Source organism: Trichocoleus sp. DQ-A2, assembly GCF_039961915.1.
In the GTDB taxonomy this organism is placed as follows: Bacteria; Cyanobacteriota; Cyanobacteriia; order Cyanobacteriales; family FACHB-T130; genus FACHB-T130.
Map to the genome: position 1 here is coordinate 157,908 of NZ_JAMPKD010000009.1, position 16,365 is coordinate 174,272.

A 16,365-nucleotide genomic window follows, 5' to 3' on the forward strand; every position below is an offset into this window, starting at 1 on the left:
ACCTTTTGTGCTACAATTTTGGAGTGTTTTTACATTTTTGAAGTCCCGGTGGGCTTCCAAGCCATTATTGGAGTATCCTTATTCATGACGAGCAGTTACAGTGCCGATCAGATTCAAGTTCTAGAAGGTCTTGAACCAGTCCGGAAAAGACCGGGGATGTACATCGGTTCGACTGGCCCTAGGGGACTCCACCATCTAGTTTACGAGGTGGTGGACAACTCTATTGATGAGGCTCTGGCTGGCTATTGCACCCATGTGGAGATAGACATAAACGCCGATGGTTCGGTGACGGTGACAGACGATGGGCGGGGAATTCCCACAGATACTCATCCCACTACAGGCAAATCAGCTTTGGAAACGGTGATGACGGTGCTGCACGCCGGAGGGAAATTTGGCGGCGGCGGTTACAAGGTTTCTGGTGGTTTGCACGGTGTTGGGATCTCCGTAGTCAATGCCTTGTCTGAGTGGGTGGAAGTAACCGTTTGGCGCGAGAATCGGGAGCATATCATGCGCTTTGAGCGGGGTATTCCTGTCACCGAACTCAAGGCAACGCCAATTAAAGAAGCGAGGACAGGCACCTCGATTAGTTTCAAGCCAGATTTACAGATTTTTGTGACGACTGGCATTGAGTTTGATTACACGACCTTGGCGAGTCGTCTACGGGAACTGGCTTACTTAAATGCGGGTGTCAAAATTACGTTTACTGACAACCGCCTGGAATTAATTAAGGGTGGAGAGCCAAGAGTAGAAACCTACTGTTATGAAGGAGGTATTAAAGAGTATATCGCCTATATGAATAGCGATAAACAGGCTCTCCACGAAGAAATTATCTATGTATCCGGCGAACGCAACAATGTACAAGTAGAGGTGGCGTTGCAGTGGTGCGTCGATGCCTATACAGATACTCTGCTGGGGTTTGCAAATAATATTCGTACAGTTGACGGCGGTACTCACCTGGAAGGGTTGAAGGCGGTGCTGACGCGGACGCTGAATACGATCGCTCGCAAGCGCAATAAAATCAAAGAAAATGAACCGAACCTCGGCGGCGAGAATGTCCGCGAGGGTTTAACGGGGGTTATCTCCGTCAAAGTCCCCGATCCGGAATTTGAAGGACAAACTAAAACCAAACTCGGTAACACCGAAGTCCGGGGAATTGTTGATTCCCTAGTTGGCGAAGTTCTCACAGAGTATTTAGAGTTTCGCCCAAACGTTGGCGATGCGATTCTGGAAAAAGCGATTCAAGCTTTCAAAGCCGCCGAAGCAGCGCGTCACGCACGAGAGTTAGTGCGCCGCAAATCGGTTTTGGAATCTTCTCCTTTACCGGGTAAATTAGCCGATTGCAGTACGCGAGATCCCTCGGAATCTGAGATTTATATCGTAGAAGGGGACTCAGCCGGAGGAAGTGCCAAACAAGGACGCGACAGACGCAACCAAGCCATCCTCCCATTGCGCGGTAAAATTCTCAACATTGAGAAAACCGACGATGCCAAAATCTATAAAAACACGGAGATCCAGGCGCTAATCACCGCACTGGGATTGGGTGTTAAGGGTGAGGAGTTCGATGCTTCTCAGCTGCGCTATCACTGCATCGTGATTATGACTGACGCCGATGTAGATGGGGCGCACATTCGGACGCTGTTATTAACGTTCTTCTATCGCTATCAACGGGCGCTAATCGAGCAGGGTTACATCTATATCGCTTGTCCTCCACTCTATAAGGTAGAACGCGGACGCAATCATTACTATTGCTATAGCGATCGCGAAATGGCAAACCTGATTCAGCATGAGTTTCCCGCTAATGCCAACTACACCATCCAGCGATTCAAAGGTTTGGGTGAAATGATGCCGCAACAGTTGTGGGATACTACCATGAACCCGGAAACTCGCACTCTCAAACGGGTGGAAATTGAAGATGCGGCGGAAGCCGATCGCATCTTTACCGTTCTAATGGGCGATCGCGTTGCACCCCGCCGCGAATTTATCGAAACCTATGGCCCTCGTCTCAATCTCAACGATCTAGATATTTAGATTCTCCGGTTGAAATGATTGAATACCCCAAAATTGGGCAACTAATGTAAAAATGATTAGTACATAAGGTTGCCTTGTTACAAAAGTATGGTTAATTGAGAACTTAACCATACTTTTGTCTTTTAAAGCCCCTGCACTAGATTTCCCATCAACACTGCACCAAAAGAACGCGATCGCTGTTTTTTCTGTGACATCGAAGCCTGCAAAAGGCTATAAAGCGGCTCTAAATGATTTATGAAGAAAAAAAAACCGACTTCTCTAAAAATCGGGATCTGAAGAGCCAGCTCATCACTCAAATAGAATTGCTATAGCTTGGCTATGTTATAACTTGAAGGAAACTATATTTGCAATTTCATGTCTTACTAATTTAATCTCCGACATTTCACAGGAAAATCATCAAAATTTGGATAAAAAATATCAAGCAAACACCAAAAAGTAATGAATCACTTTATCATCAACTTTGCCAAACTAGTGAAACTCCCAGTTAACAACAAGTTGATTGTATCTAGCTTATTAATCGCAATCAACGGCATCCTGGTGACAGGTATCCTAGGGACATCGGCAAATACCCCAGCCAAACCCGCACCCGCAGCGACTCCAACCAAAACCACACCAGCAACGACCGCCACCCAGCAATTTGTAGGGCAATGGCAAGCCGAAGATCCGCAAACCGGGGAGTTGGTCACATTTATATTTGCGCCAGAGGGAAAATTATTCATTGTATTTCCAACGTCTGATGGACCTCCGGTTGCCGTCGGAATTAAGTACAAGGTTAATTCCCAGGCTAAACCGGGACAACTTGACCTGGTTTTTAGCAAAAAAGAGAGCATCCTGAGCATTTTTGAATTTATCGATCGCGGTAAACTACGTCTGGAATTAGAGGGACGGCAAGCTGGACAACCCAGACCCAATGCTTTTACTGCCAAGGCAACGATATTTGAGAAAATTTCCGACAGCGCGACATTACCCAAAGACGCCAAAGTAATTGAGCTGGAAAATGCACAGAGTCAGGTGTCCGAAGATTCGCAGCTCCCAAAACCGCAAACGGAAGCCAAACTGTATATCGCGATGGTAAACAAAGCGCAACAGGCTTATTATCAGCAAAAAGGCAAATTTGCCACAAACACTGAAGATTTAGGTTTAGGAGGCGAGCCAGCCAGCGTGTATTACAACTATCGGTTGGTATCCCCCGGAAAGGACGCCCAAAGCGTGATGATCGCCGCCCAAGCCAAGAATGCTGAAATTCATAGCTACACAGGTGCGGTATTTGCCACCAAAAAGAACGGTGAAGCCACCACCCTCGTAGCGGTTTGCGAAACCCAGCGCCCCTCAACCTCGGCTCCAGCGATGCCGAAACCGCCGCAGAGTGGCTCATCAGCAGTTCAATGTCCATCGGGTTCGCGTCTGTTACAGTAATCGGCTGCCGTCGCTATTAACAACCCGATTGATTCTCTCGCGATCGCATAGATTGTTAAAATCCAGTTAAATTTTTCGCCTTGACTGCCATGAGTGACACCGTTTTAGACATCCGCAATCTGCAAGTTCAATTTTTAACTGATGAAAAGCAAATTCTGGCAGTTGATGGTATTTCCTTCAAACTGAGTCGCGGGCAGACTTTGGGCATTGTGGGAGAGTCGGGATCGGGTAAATCGGTGACTTCCCTCGCCGTCATGGGTCTGGTGCCAACTCCGGGCAGGATTAGCGGCGGTGAAATTTGGTTTCAAAACTCACAGGAACGAGGCGGATCTGTAGTGAATCTGCGGGATCTGAGTGCAGAGGAGTTGCGGAAATATCGAGGTGGTCAGATTTCGATGATTTTTCAGGAACCGATGAGTTCCTTAAACCCAGTTTTTACGTGTGGGTTTCAGTTAGTCGAGGCAATCCGTCAGCATCAAAATGTAACCCCTGCCGAGGCGAGGCGGCAAGCGATCGCGCGTCTCCAAGAAGTCAAACTCCTCGCTAGCGATGAAGAGATGCGGCAACGCTATCTAGAAGAAAGACCAGAAGCCAGAAGAGATAGCGAAGCGGAAATTAATCAGCAGGTCAATCAGCAAAAATTGGCAATGCTGGATCGCTACCCCCACGAACTCTCCGGCGGGCAATTGCAGCGGATGATGATTGCAATGGCTATTTCCTGCAATCCAGCGGTATTGATTGCTGACGAACCGACAACCGCCTTGGATGTAACGGTTCAAGCGACGATTCTGGATCTATTGCGGGAGTTACGCGACGCCCGTGGGATGTCGATGATGTTTATCGGTCACGACTTGGGGGTAATTGCTGAAATTGCCGACGTTGTCGCCGTGATGTATCAAGGCAAAATAGTTGAATACGGCTCAGTTGAGCAAATCTTTTCTAACCCTCAACATCCTTATACCAAAGGTTTGTTAGCCTGTCGCCCCAGCCTTAACCGCCGGTTGAAATACCTGCCGACCGTCGCTGACTTTATGGAAGTGGTGAAAACACCCAGCGGCGAAATCGAGATTCGAGAAAAAACAGGCGTCAAGAGTCAGGAGTCAGAAGAAATTCTGGGTTCCACTCAAAACCCAGAAGCGATAGCTCGCATCTTTACCACTGAAAAAGCTCTACTCTCTGTCCGCGACCTCCAAGTTGGCTTCCCAATCCAGGGAATGTTTGGTCAAACCAAACGCTATTTGATGGCGGTGAATGGCATCTCATTTGATGTTTATCCCGGCGAAACGCTGGGATTGGTGGGAGAATCCGGCTGTGGCAAAAGTACCTTAGCGCGTACCATCCTGCGTTTGATCGAACCCACAAGCGGGCAGATCGAGTTTGAAGGGGAAGATATTACAAAAGTCAGTAATCGGCGGCTGCGGCAATTGCGACGCGAGATGCAAATTGTCTTCCAAAATCCCTTTAGTTCTCTCGATCCGCGTCTAAAAATTGGAGATGCGGTGATGGAACCGCTACAAATCCATCACTATGGGAAGAATTCTAAGGAAAGACGCGATCGCGCAGCCTATCTCTTAGAGCGTGTAGGCTTAAATCCTGCCTGGATGAATCGCTATCCCCACGAGTTTTCTGGCGGACAGCGCCAGCGGGTTTGTATTGCTCGTGCTTTGGCACTCAATCCCAAATTCATCATCTGCGACGAATCCGTCTCGGCGCTAGATGTTTCCGTACAAGCGCAAGTGCTGAATTTGCTCAAAGAAGTCCAAAGTGAATTTGGCTTAACTTACATCTTTATTTCTCATGACTTGAGCGTGGTGAAATTTATGAGCGATCGCATCATGGTCATGAATCGAGGCAAAATCGAAGAAATTGGTTCCGCTGAAAATCTCTACCGCGAACCGAAGCAAGAATACACGCGCCAGTTAATTGCCGCCATTCCTACCGGCAGTCTAGAACAGATTCAGCAGCGTCAGCAAGACCGAATCAAGATATCAGCAGGAGGGCGAGAAATTACTAGTTAAGTATTCATCCTTAGCTCAATCTATACTTTGGGGAAGCGCAAACTATGACCTTAACGAAATCAACAATTACCGATGAGCAGTTTGTCAAACTACGCTGTAGCAGTGACAGTAAAACTCACTATTTCCCGGCTACAGGTGCTATGTATGCCCATCCGATAGATAACGATCAACCTGTTCATCTGTTTGATTTCTTAGGCGTTGATATCTCGCGCTGTATTCAAGATAATTCAACATCCCGCTGGACGCTTGTAAGTCGTAAAATTACACTTTATCTCGATCCCAAAACTGGAGAAATTCTAAAAAGTTGGAAAAACCCCTGGTCAGGTGAAACACTGAATATTATGCACCGTTCTTATGACTACCAGGAGTTCCAGATTCCACAACAGATAGATGCTCACATAACTTCAGAAATATCCTCAGTTTCATTAGATTTCAATATGAAACTGCCTAACCCGTTATCAACGAACCCCAAGTTTGCAGATTATTCGCCAGAGAAGTATGTCCAATCGTCGGATTCCTACAAATTTATTTTTCCGACAAAAATACTATCTGACGAACCCATCAGTGCTAGCGACAATCGCGCTGTTACACTTTCTTATTACCGCATGGGGCCGTGGGAACCGTGGATGAAAATGAAGGGGAAACCCGGCTTTTTAGTCTTAAATTACACTGGCAATAAAACTGATGTATTTGAAGATATCCCTGTAGCCATTAAAGAACAAATCGAACATCGGCTGCCTTTATTCCGCGAAGCTCCAACCTGTAGAATTCAGCGTTCGATTGCTACCAGTTGGAGCCGTTTTGACGAACAATTTGATGCCTACCTACGAGGAGAAGAATTTCCACTACCCGCCCCGATTATAGATGAGCCTTGTATTGAATAAAGCCGATTCTTACTCTTGACAAATAACTAAACTCAGGATTTTACCTTATAACTTCAACACTCGGAGAATAGTGCTTGTTGGCTGCTATTCAAAAAGGGAAAAAACAGACTTATTTGGGTTGATAGGTTTAGCTTGGCTAATTCATTTCTCATTAAACTTTAATTAATTCAAATCTCTACAGTTAAAATCAATTAAAGTTTAAGTAACACAGTTGGAGTTATAGCAATGACTGAAAATAGACCCTATATTGGTCTAAAAACTAGGGATATTGCGATCGCCTATTTGTTGCTGCGAATTCTGATCGGCGTGAATTACTTTAATCACGGCTTTACTCGCATCGGCAATATTCCCGGTTTTGCTGAAAATACTGTCAACCAACTTGCAAATTCTTATTTCCCGGGATTTTTGGTGAGGATCAATTCTTACTTAGTACCCCCGGTTGAATTAATCGTGGGAGTATTGATCTCCATTGGATTAGCAACGCGCAGCGCCCTAATCGCAACATTTATCCTGATGATCATCTTGATGATGGGTGTCACATCCATACAAAACTGGGGTGCAGCACAAACGATGCTTATCTACGGGATTGTGCTATTTATATTGCTAGCTGGTAGCAGCTTCAATATTTACTCCATCGATCGCTGGCTTGCCAACAGGCGGACTGTTGCAGGTTCAGGAGATCATCGCGACAAAAACATACTCAACTTTGCCAACAACTTTTGGACAAGACGCAGACGGCAAAAACGTTTGTCTACCTATACCAGTCCTAAATGATTTCTGAAAGCAAGATTCCCGACTTCTTGGATAAGTTGGGGATTTAAACCACTGGCATCTCGCAACTAAAACAGGATTGCTATATACCAGTTTTAAATAAAGGAATTGCTCATCCTCAGTCACTTTATGGGCGCTATTCTGCGATTCTCCAAACCCCATTATTAAGTCAGTCTCTTAAATAATAGGGGTTTGGAGGATCTGAGGTGTCGTCTACCCTACGCATTCACTGGGGTTTTCACCTCTTGCGGCTGTTGAACCGCGTCTTCTGCCATAAACTCTGCCAACTGCGCCTCAATTTGCTCTTTGACAATCTGGCGATACTCTACGAAATGCTCAATTTGAGCGCAAACTGCTAAATAACTGCTGATTCCACCTCGATTGTGTCGATACATACTAAACAAGTTGCGCCAGAACTGCCAACGAGTTTTACGAAGTACGCCTTGTCGCCAACAAATGATTAATAAGGCTCGAATCACGACCCAATCTATTTTCTTCTTCGCACGTTTGCCCTTATTCGGATACGTCGCTTCTCCTAATATGCGAAAGTGACGATAAGTGCGGTCTAGAAAACGCTCCGGATCGTACAATGTCCAAAATGCATCGATGTATTCGCGGGCAATGTCTTCTAGAGGACGTGTGGGCACAAAGTTCATCAATGTCGTTTGATTTATGTTGGCAGATTCGCCTCGCAGCCGCCCTTCTTTCTTTAACCGATGCCAAAGGGCTGTATCGGGTAAAGCTTGCAACATACTAAATAAAGCGGTGGGAATCGCCGTTTTCTCGACAAAATTGACAATGCGATCGCCTGCACCGGGTTTTTCTCCATCAAAGCCGACGATAAACCCAGCCATCACCCGCAATCCCGATCGCGCGATCGCTTGAACGGAATCACTTAATGAATCTCGCGTATTTTGGAACTTCTGAGTTAGTGCTAAACTCTCCTCATCCGGTGTTTCAATTCCTAAAAACACCGCCCCAAAATTACACTGAACCATCATATCCATCAATTCTTGATCTTTTGCCAAATCCACCGATGCTTCCGTAGCAAAAGAGAAAGGATACTGATGTTCCACCATCCACGGTTGCAACTCTTTCAGGAATAACTTGACATTCCGCTTATTCCCGATAAAATTGTCATCCACCATAAAAATGCTGCGTCGCCAACCCAACTCATAAAGGCGTTCTAATTCTGCTAGTAATTGGGCTGGTGTTTTCGTGCGCGGTTTGCGTCCGTAAAGGACAATAATGTCGCAGAATTCGCATTGAAATGGGCATCCCCGCGAAAACTGCACAGACATTTCTGAATAAGCGTCAAAATCTAGTAAATCAAAGCGGGGAACAGGTGTGGAACTGACATCCGGTTTCTCTCCTCCCGCCCGAAAAGTTCCCGAAGTTTCGCCACGTTGCACTGCCTCCACAAACATCGGCAGGGTGATTTCCCCTTCATCCAAAATCAAATAATCTGCGCCTACCGATTCTACTTCTTGAGGTAAAGCGGTGGGATAAGGGCCGCCGACTGCGACTAACTTACCCCTTTGCTTTGCTTCTTTGATTTGATCTAGCAAATCTTCTTTTTGGACAATCATTGCCGACAGAATTACTAAATCTGCCCATGCCCATTCAGCTTCAGTTATTTGGGTAACATTTCGATCTACTAACTTAAACTCCCACTCTTGGGGCAAAATTGCGGCAACGGTCACTAAACCTAAAGGCGGCAACATTGCCTTACGATTTAGCAAGGCTAAAGTTTTTTCAAAGGACCAAAAACTTTTCGGAAATAGTGGATATAAAAGTAAAACTCGCATTAATTGACAATCCTCACGCTTAATTGGTCATTGATGAGAAGGAATGAAAAATGGGTAAAAAATTTCCAATTCCCCATTTTTCACTTGATATCACGCACTCGCACCGACGCTGTTTTTCACAGGGGAAACTTTAGCTTCCTGTTTCGATTGTTGTGCTAGATACTCAGCTAACTGCACCTCAATTTGGTCGCGGACAATCTGGCGATATTCGAGAAAATGTTCGTTGTGGGCACAGACGGTGAGGTAATGATCCCAAACACCAGGGTTGTGTTTGATGATACTAAACAGATGGTGCCAGAACTTCCAGCGAGTGTGACGCTTAATGCCTTGTCTCCACGCCACAATTGCCAAAGCCCTTAACTCCATCAGACCCGGCATTTTAAAAGGAACTTTTACTTTGGGTGCGCCCAGCATCAGAAAATGGCGATAAGCCCGATCTAAAAACTTTTCAGCATCGTATAAATCCCAGAAGGCGTTGATGTATTCCCTGGTAATCTCTTCTACGGGTCGGGTCGGGATAAAATTCATCACATTGAACTGGTTGCCCGATGCGCTATCCAGCAATCGCCCCTCTTTTTCTAGGCGGAACCAGAGGGCAGTGTGGGGTAAAGCTTGTAGCATTCCGAAAATAGTCGTCGGAATCGCCGTTTGTTCGGCAAAGCGGACAATGCGATCGCCTGCGCCTGATTTTTCTCCATCAAAGCCAATAATAAAACCAGCCATCACCCGCAACCCTGCCCGCGTGATGGTTTCTACCGAGTCAGCAAGCGAAGTTCGGTTATTTTGAAACTTCTTCGTCATCTGCAAACTGGCTTCATCCGGCGTTTCAATTCCCAGAAACACCGCATTAAAATTGCACTCCACCATTAAATCCATCAGTTCTTGGTCTTGCGCCAAGTCAACTGATGCTTCAGTGTTAAAGCTAAAGGGATACTGGTGTTCCGCTTGCCAGGTTTTTAATTCTTTAAGAAATAACTTGACGTTGCGCTTATTGCCGATGAAGTTATCATCCACCATGAAAACGCTACGACGCCACCCCAATTGGTAGAGATACTCCAACTCCGCTAATAGCTGTTCCGGTGTTTTCGTCCGGGGTTTGCGACCATACAAAACAATAATGTCGCAAAATTCGCACTGGAAAGGGCAACCCCGCGAAAACTGCACCGACATCGTATCGTAAGCATCAAACTCCAGCAAATCAAAACGCGGGACAGGAGTTGTCGTCACATCGGGTTTTTCCCCATCGGATCGGAAAATCCCACCCTTATCACCTCGTGCGATCGCTTCCATAAACATCGGCAGGGTGATTTCCCCTTCATCCAAAATTAGATAATCTGCACCCGCATTAGTGGCTTCATCAGGCACAGAAGTCGGATAAGGGCCACCTACTGCAACCGCTTTACCGCGCCGTTTGGCTTCTCGAATTTGAGCGAGTAAATCCTCTTTCTGGACAATCATTGCCGAGAGAATGACCAAATCCGCCCACTCCCACTCGTCTTCTGTGACGTTGCGAACGTTTCGATCGACCAGCTTGAATTCCCATTCTTGAGGCAAAATTGCGGCAACCGTCACTAAACCTAGCGGCGGCAATAAAACCTTGCGATTTACTAATTCTAGGACTTTCTCAAAAGACCAAAAAGTTTTAGGAAATAAAGGATAAAGCAGTAAAACTCGCATTGAATTGGCAACCTCGGACTAATTTTAGTGATTCGTGGCAGGGGCAAATTGTTCTATCACTTTCGACGTGCGATCGCTCATGAAGGAGTCATTAAATTGACCGAATACAATATGCCGCTAGGTTTTCGCTAATGATGAATGGATATTCCATGCTAACTAACTCAGTAGATGAATGTTTATTTCTGCTGGTTAACTAGCATTCTCGTTTCAGAGCGATCGCTCTCTTTTCCCGCTGCTGTTAGCAATCCCGAAAGAACTTTGTCTTATACACCGACGGGATTTTTTTCTTTTACAGATGCCGATGAGATATCTTCTATCTGTTGCAGTTTTGCTTCTTCTGCCTGAAACTCAGCTAACTGGGCATCTATTTCGTCCCGCACAATCTGGCGGTACTCTAGAAAATGCTCATTATGAGCGCAGACTGCGATGTAATGCTCAAAAACACCAGGATTGCGTTTGAGGATGCTCAATAAGTGGTGCCAGAACTTCCAGCGAGTAGTGCGTTTGACACCCTGACGCCACATCACAATCAGCAGCGCTCGCAGATCCACTAAATTTGGTAATTTAGCAGGAGCCTTGCATTTGGGCGCACCCAGCATCAAGAAACAGCGATAAGTCCGATCCAAAAACTTTTCGGCATCGTATAGTGTCCAGAAAGCCTCAACGTATTCTCTGGCAATATCTTGCAGGGGTCGTGTGGGAACAAAGTTCATCAAGGTAGTTTGATTGATGTTGCCATCTTTCCCCCGCAGGCGACCCTCCTTGTCTAATCGATGCCACAGCGCTGTATTGGGTAAGGCTTGCAGCATTGCGAAGGTAGTGGTGGGAATGGCAGTTTGTTCGGCAAAGCGGACAATGCGATCGCCTGCGCCAGCTTTCTCTCCATCAAAGCCAATGATAAACCCAGCCATTGGGCGCAATCCGGTTCGCGTAATTTCCTCCACCGCTTCACCCAGGGAACTGCGGGTATTTTGGAATTTTTTCGTCAGCGACAAACTCTCTTCATCTGGCGTTTCAATCCCCAAGAACACGGCATCGAAATAGCACTCCACCATTAAATCCATCAGTTCTTGGTCTTGCGCTAAATCAATCGAAGCTTCTGTATTAAAGCGGAAGGGGTATTGATGTTCTGCTTGCCAGGTTTTTAGCTCTTTGAGAAATAACTTGACGTTGCGCTTATTGCCGATGAAGTTATCATCTACCATGAAAACGCTACGACGCCACCCTAATTGGTAGAGATACTCTAACTCTGCTAATAGCTGTTCTGGTGTTTTCGTCCGGGGTTTGCGACCATACAAAACAATAATGTCGCAAAATTCGCACTGGAAGGGACAGCCCCGCGAAAACTGCACCGACATTGAATCGTAAGCATCAAACTCCAGCAAATCAAAACGAGGAACCGGGGTTGTCGTCACATCGGGTTTTTCCCCATTAGAACGGAAAATCCCCTGTTTTTCGCCCCGCTGAACTGCCTCAACAAACATCGGCAGGGTGATTTCCCCTTCATCTAAAATCAGATAATCTACACCCGCTTTTTGAGCTTCCTCCGGGACAGAAGTTGGGTAAGGGCCACCACACGCTACCAGTTTGCCGCGCCGCTTGGCTTCCTTGATTTGATCAAGTAAATCCTCTTTCTGAACAATCATTGCCGAGAGAATGACAACATCTGCCCATTCCCACTCTTGTTCTGTAACGGTGCGGATATTTCGATCCACCAGCTTGAATTCCCACTCTTGAGGCAAAATTGCCGCCACGGTGACTAAACCCAGCGGCGGCAATAAAACCTTGCGATTGACTAATTCCAGAATTTTTTCGTAAGACCAAAAAGTTTTAGGAAACAGGGGATAAACTAATAAAACTTTCATTGAATTTAAAACCTCACACCTTTTTAAATTTCAGCTATTAGCTAATACATAGCACACGAGCCTAGCTGAATCTGGCAAGCTTAGGTTAAGTCTGATAGCTTTTTTAACGCAAAGGTACGCCAAGGGTGACGTAAAGGTACGTAAAAAATCAGTAAGAGGTCTTGATATGTCTAAGAAACTCTTCTGAAGACAGCCTCTAACCTCCTTGGCGTACCTTTGCACTAACCTCTGCGTACCTTTGCGTTAAAACAACCTTTTAAATCTAATTTCTACTCGTTCTTAGCTGTCAGCTGCTTTTTTTGAACTCCGCTTATTTTCAGCACATCGCTGAATGTGGCACAGTAATTCGGCAGACCCAGGGTAGCCGGGTTGACGGGATCTTGGTAGGTAAAATGACGGTAGCGCAAGCAGAACCGATCCCAAGGTGCCATCTGAATTCGGAACAAGAGGATGAAGAAATCAGCTAGCCAGGGAGACAGGGGCACGCGAAAATAAATTTTCTTGTCTAAATAAGCACAAACTTCTTCTACGGCTTCGTTGACCGTTATGGGTGCTTGACCCAAAACCAGCTGTCGAGGTTCCGAGGGGCGAGGAGGATGTTCGATCAGGAATCGTACCACTTGGGCAATATCTCGCCCGTGCATATAGTGGAAACTGCCGTCGGCTTTAAAAAAGCGAATCAGGTCAATCAACTTTGCCACCCCTGGCAATCCTGAAGAAAGATGGGAGTAGGGTTTGTTGGCATCTCCTCCGAGAACCAAGGTCGGAAAGAGGGTAGTGATGCGGGGTGCGATCGCTAATTTCGATAAGCGCTGCAAACAGTCATACTTAGAACGGATGTAGTCTGTCCCTAGTTCTCCCGCTTCTTTCAATAATGCGTTGTCGCGTCCGAGGATGCTAGCGGTAGAAAAGTAAATGACTTGTTCGCACACTGCGGGGTCGAGCAAGTTTAGCAACCGGATGGTTTTAATCACATTCACGTCAAATACCGCTTGGGAGCCGCCCCAAGCGGTTGCAGCTAAGATCGCGACATCGATTGTCTTGAGTAGATTTCCCACTCGTTCAATGTCTCGCAAATCAGCTCTTACAACGGTGATTCCCGGTCGAGATTGGTAGTCAATTTGCAGTTTGTCTGGATTTCTGACTAACAGATACAGCTCGTGTTCGGTTTCTTGAATCAGGCTTTCGCTAATGTAGTGACCAATGCAGCCACTCGCACCAGTTACCAAAATCCGCTTGGGGTTCATAAGGGTTGGTCATTCGTCCTTAGTCAAGAATGATTTGTCTTTAGTTCAATGACTAATGACTAATGATTTTTGACTGATTTGGCAGTTTCAAAGAAGAAAGCTACGTTTTCTTCGGGGGTACTGGGTAAAACACCATGACCGAGATTCATGATATGACCTTTGTTTCCGGCTTTGCGGATCGTGTCATAAATGCGATCGCGGATGAACTCTTTTGAGCCAAATAAGGCACAGGGGTCCATATTTCCCTGTACACCGATGTTTGAGCCAAGTCTTGTCCTTGCCTCTGCCATGTCTACCGTCCAATCTACGCTGACGATATCCGCGCCGGATTGTGCCATCCTCTCCAGAATGCCAGCACTACCATTGATGTAGAGAATCAGGGGAGTATCCGGATGCGTCTGTTTTACCTGGTTGAAAACTCGCTGCTGATACGGTAGAGCAAATGTCTCGTAATCTTGCGGACTCAGTTGTCCTGCCCAAGAATCGAACATTTGAATGACTTGGGCACCGCTATCAATTTGGTAGCGGACGTAAGTTGCGATCGCATCTGCCAATTTACCCAAAAATTGATGCAGCATCGTTGGCTCTGAAAAAGCCATACTTTTAATAATTGCGTAGTCTTTCGAGCTTTTGCCCTCAATCGCATACGCTGCCAGCGTCCAAGGGGCACCCACAAAACCCAAGACAGTTGCTTTGTTGCCGACTTCTTGGCGCAATGTTTGCAAAATTTCACCGATGAAAGGCAGAGATTCCCCAGGTTCTAGAGGATGCAGTTTATCAATTTGCTCTTGGCTGCGGATGGGCGGATCGATGACTGGTCCTCGGCTTTCGATGATATCAAAGGGAATGCCAAGTCCCGGCAACGGAGTTAAAATATCAGAAAATAAAATTACCCCATCTGGCTCAAAGGCGCGAAACGGCTGTAAGGAGATTTCGATTGCCAGTTCTACTTTTTCCGAGCGATCGCGAAACGCAGGATACTTATCTCTTAAATCTCGATAAGCTTTCATATATCTACCCGCTTGCCGCATCATCCACACTGGCGGACGGTCTAAAACTTCACCACGGGCTGCCCTCAGCAGATACGGAACTTGGGTTGCAACGGTCATTTACACTTCACCTAAAGACTTATTTAAAGGCATTTGTTTAGCTTATCATTGTCGGATTCCCCAAGTTTAGTTTTGCGATCGCTTCTCTTGAGTTTGCCCGCCATGAGAGAGGCAATCCACGCTAAACCCTTCTAGATAGGGTATCAACTCCTAGAGACATGGAATGTGCGTTTCCCTAGTAGTAGTCAGCGAGCCTGAGTGACTCTCCGACACGCGAAAAACCCGGCTTCTTGAATCAACCGGGTTTTTCTGTTGCGTGCTTTTTTAACTACCTATTGACGTTATTTGACAATGCAGATGCCACTAATTTCAACGGTGCATCGCGTCGGTTTCTTAGCCGTATCTAAGTTGCGGGTGGTGGGGTTATAGGTGTATTCCCCCGCCTTGAAAACGCGGTTGGGATTGGCGCAGTAAGTGTAGGTTTGACCCGCTTCGGTAAAGTTCACGACCACCAAAGAATTCTTTGCCGGAGGACAACTATCCAAAACCGTCAAGCCATACTCATTTCGCAGCAGTTGGCTTCTTTGATCGTTAGCTGTAGGTTGAGTCGGATTTTGGGAAGTCGTTGTTTTCGGCTTTAAGTCACCACTGCTAATGTCAAAGGTGTACGCTCCTGCTTTGACAAGGCGGTTAGGATTGGCGCAGTAATTGTACGTTTGACCGTATTCGGTAAACGTGACAACAACCAAAGAAGTTTTTACTTCTGGACAGGTATCCAGAACCCTCAACCCATACTCATTGAGCAGAGCTTGTTTCCGGGGGTCATTTTGAGCTGGGGTTTGAGCCGGTGGATTTTGGGCAACAGCACCCCCTGGCTTGATATCATTGCTGCTAACGTCGTAACGATATTCGCCTGCCTTGATATTGCGGTTAGGATTAGCGCAGTAGGTATAGTTTTGACCGTATTCGGGGAAGGTGACAACAACAACATTACTCCTTACCGCCGGACAATTTTCTAGGACTCTCAATCCATATTCATCTTCTAGAAATTTTTGTCGCGCATCTTTTTGACCCGCGGGAGTTTGAGCCGGTGGATTTTGGGAAGTTGTTGTCTGGCTAATCCCAGAAATTGAAAGCGTGTATCTCCCCCTAGTGTTGTTCTTACCCAACACGCGAAGTTTATATTCTCCAGTCGTTGGCACTCGATACCTCACCAAACCCGATCGGTCATCGTAGGCAACCTGCGCCCCACTCTGTGAGGAAACTAGAACTAGAATAGGCAAAAGAGTACTACCGTCTTCTACATCAACAGCGGCAACGATTGCATCACCTTGCTTAGCATTAATCAGGAATTCCTCACCATAGGCTTTCTGGACAGGAGTACCCCTTAGAGATTGGTTTTTAAAGGTGAAGGTGGGAGAGTTAGTACGGATGAACCCGTTAACGTTTTCACCATTTTTTAGTGCGGTTGCTGCTCCAGCGATATCGGAGATCCCCGTAAACATCATCCCGGCGATCGCGACACTTGCCGCAACCCTATTAATAAACTTACGACCCATCATGGTAGACCCGCTTTCCTATAAACAAGAACTGCTTCCTTCT

The 16,365-nt window shown here is 46.2% G+C and carries 11 protein-coding genes; 5 read left to right on the forward strand and 6 right to left on the reverse strand.

Annotated features, from left to right (window positions below):
* Positions 1-84: 84 nt before the first annotated feature.
* From gyrB to NC997_RS11175, 5 genes are all read left to right on the forward strand, one after another.
* Positions 85-2,028: a DNA topoisomerase (ATP-hydrolyzing) subunit B gene (gyrB, locus tag NC997_RS11155; protein ID WP_190524731.1), complete on the forward strand. Its 1,944-nt coding sequence runs from the start codon at positions 85-87 to the stop codon at positions 2,026-2,028.
* A 438-nt stretch (positions 2,029-2,466) separates the two neighbouring features.
* Complete coding sequence (locus NC997_RS11160) at positions 2,467-3,444, forward strand: type IV pilin-like G/H family protein (protein ID WP_190524646.1); 978 nt, start codon at positions 2,467-2,469, stop codon at positions 3,442-3,444.
* Between the two features lie 89 nt (positions 3,445-3,533).
* Positions 3,534-5,462 (forward strand): ABC transporter ATP-binding protein, encoded by a 1,929-nt coding sequence (locus NC997_RS11165; RefSeq protein ID WP_190524648.1) that lies wholly within the window; start codon positions 3,534-3,536, stop codon positions 5,460-5,462.
* A gap of 44 nt (positions 5,463-5,506) precedes the next feature.
* The gene (locus NC997_RS11170) at positions 5,507-6,346 is read left to right on the forward strand and encodes a DUF1838 family protein (protein ID WP_190411111.1); all 840 of its coding nucleotides are present in this window, start codon (positions 5,507-5,509) and stop codon (positions 6,344-6,346) included.
* 225 nt (positions 6,347-6,571) lie between these two features.
* Positions 6,572-7,120, forward strand: a complete 549-nt coding sequence (locus NC997_RS11175; protein WP_190524650.1) for a DoxX family protein — start codon at positions 6,572-6,574, stop codon at positions 7,118-7,120.
* A gap of 215 nt (positions 7,121-7,335) precedes the next feature.
* Here NC997_RS11175 and NC997_RS11180 read toward each other — a convergent pair whose 3' ends face one another.
* The 6 genes from NC997_RS11180 to NC997_RS11205 form a co-directional block, all read right to left on the reverse strand.
* The gene (locus NC997_RS11180) at positions 7,336-8,925 is read right to left on the reverse strand and encodes a B12-binding domain-containing radical SAM protein (RefSeq protein ID WP_190430938.1); all 1,590 of its coding nucleotides are present in this window, start codon (positions 8,923-8,925) and stop codon (positions 7,336-7,338) included.
* A 90-nt stretch (positions 8,926-9,015) separates the two neighbouring features.
* Positions 9,016-10,602: a B12-binding domain-containing radical SAM protein gene (locus tag NC997_RS11185; RefSeq protein ID WP_190524652.1), complete on the reverse strand. Its 1,587-nt coding sequence runs from the start codon at positions 10,600-10,602 to the stop codon at positions 9,016-9,018.
* Positions 10,603-10,865: 263 nt separating this feature from the next.
* On the reverse strand, positions 10,866-12,467 hold the full coding sequence (locus NC997_RS11190) for a B12-binding domain-containing radical SAM protein (RefSeq protein WP_190524654.1): 1,602 nt from the start codon (positions 12,465-12,467) through the stop codon (positions 10,866-10,868).
* Between the two features lie 269 nt (positions 12,468-12,736).
* Positions 12,737-13,714 carry an NAD(P)-dependent oxidoreductase gene (locus NC997_RS11195; RefSeq protein WP_190524656.1) on the reverse strand — a complete coding sequence of 326 codons (978 nt, stop codon included), beginning with the start codon at positions 13,712-13,714 and terminating at the stop codon, positions 12,737-12,739.
* Between the two features lie 59 nt (positions 13,715-13,773).
* On the reverse strand, positions 13,774-14,823 hold the full coding sequence (gene hemE / locus NC997_RS11200; RefSeq protein WP_190411105.1) for a uroporphyrinogen decarboxylase: 1,050 nt from the start codon (positions 14,821-14,823) through the stop codon (positions 13,774-13,776).
* A gap of 281 nt (positions 14,824-15,104) precedes the next feature.
* On the reverse strand, positions 15,105-16,325 hold the full coding sequence (locus NC997_RS11205) for a hypothetical protein (RefSeq protein ID WP_190415666.1): 1,221 nt from the start codon (positions 16,323-16,325) through the stop codon (positions 15,105-15,107).
* Positions 16,326-16,365 lie beyond the last annotated feature (40 nt).

What these genes read in the sequence shown, in the direction of transcription:
- NC997_RS11160 (WP_190524646.1), top strand. Translation starts at nt 2,467, where the DNA reads ATGAATCACTTTATCATCAACTTTGCCAAACTAGTGAAACTCCCAGTT.
- NC997_RS11190 (WP_190524654.1), bottom strand. Translation starts at nt 12,467, where the DNA reads ATGAAAGTTTTATTAGTTTATCCCCTGTTTCCTAAAACTTTTTGGTCT.
- NC997_RS11170 (WP_190411111.1), top strand. Translation starts at nt 5,507, where the DNA reads ATGACCTTAACGAAATCAACAATTACCGATGAGCAGTTTGTCAAACTA.
- NC997_RS11185 (WP_190524652.1), bottom strand. Translation starts at nt 10,602, where the DNA reads ATGCGAGTTTTACTGCTTTATCCTTTATTTCCTAAAACTTTTTGGTCT.
- NC997_RS11180 (WP_190430938.1), bottom strand. Translation starts at nt 8,925, where the DNA reads ATGCGAGTTTTACTTTTATATCCACTATTTCCGAAAAGTTTTTGGTCC.
- NC997_RS11165 (WP_190524648.1), top strand. Translation starts at nt 3,534, where the DNA reads ATGAGTGACACCGTTTTAGACATCCGCAATCTGCAAGTTCAATTTTTA.
- hemE (WP_190411105.1), bottom strand. Translation starts at nt 14,823, where the DNA reads ATGACCGTTGCAACCCAAGTTCCGTATCTGCTGAGGGCAGCCCGTGGT.
- gyrB (WP_190524731.1), top strand. Translation starts at nt 85, where the DNA reads ATGACGAGCAGTTACAGTGCCGATCAGATTCAAGTTCTAGAAGGTCTT.
- NC997_RS11205 (WP_190415666.1), bottom strand. Translation starts at nt 16,325, where the DNA reads ATGATGGGTCGTAAGTTTATTAATAGGGTTGCGGCAAGTGTCGCGATC.
- NC997_RS11175 (WP_190524650.1), top strand. Translation starts at nt 6,572, where the DNA reads ATGACTGAAAATAGACCCTATATTGGTCTAAAAACTAGGGATATTGCG.
- NC997_RS11195 (WP_190524656.1), bottom strand. Translation starts at nt 13,714, where the DNA reads ATGAACCCCAAGCGGATTTTGGTAACTGGTGCGAGTGGCTGCATTGGT.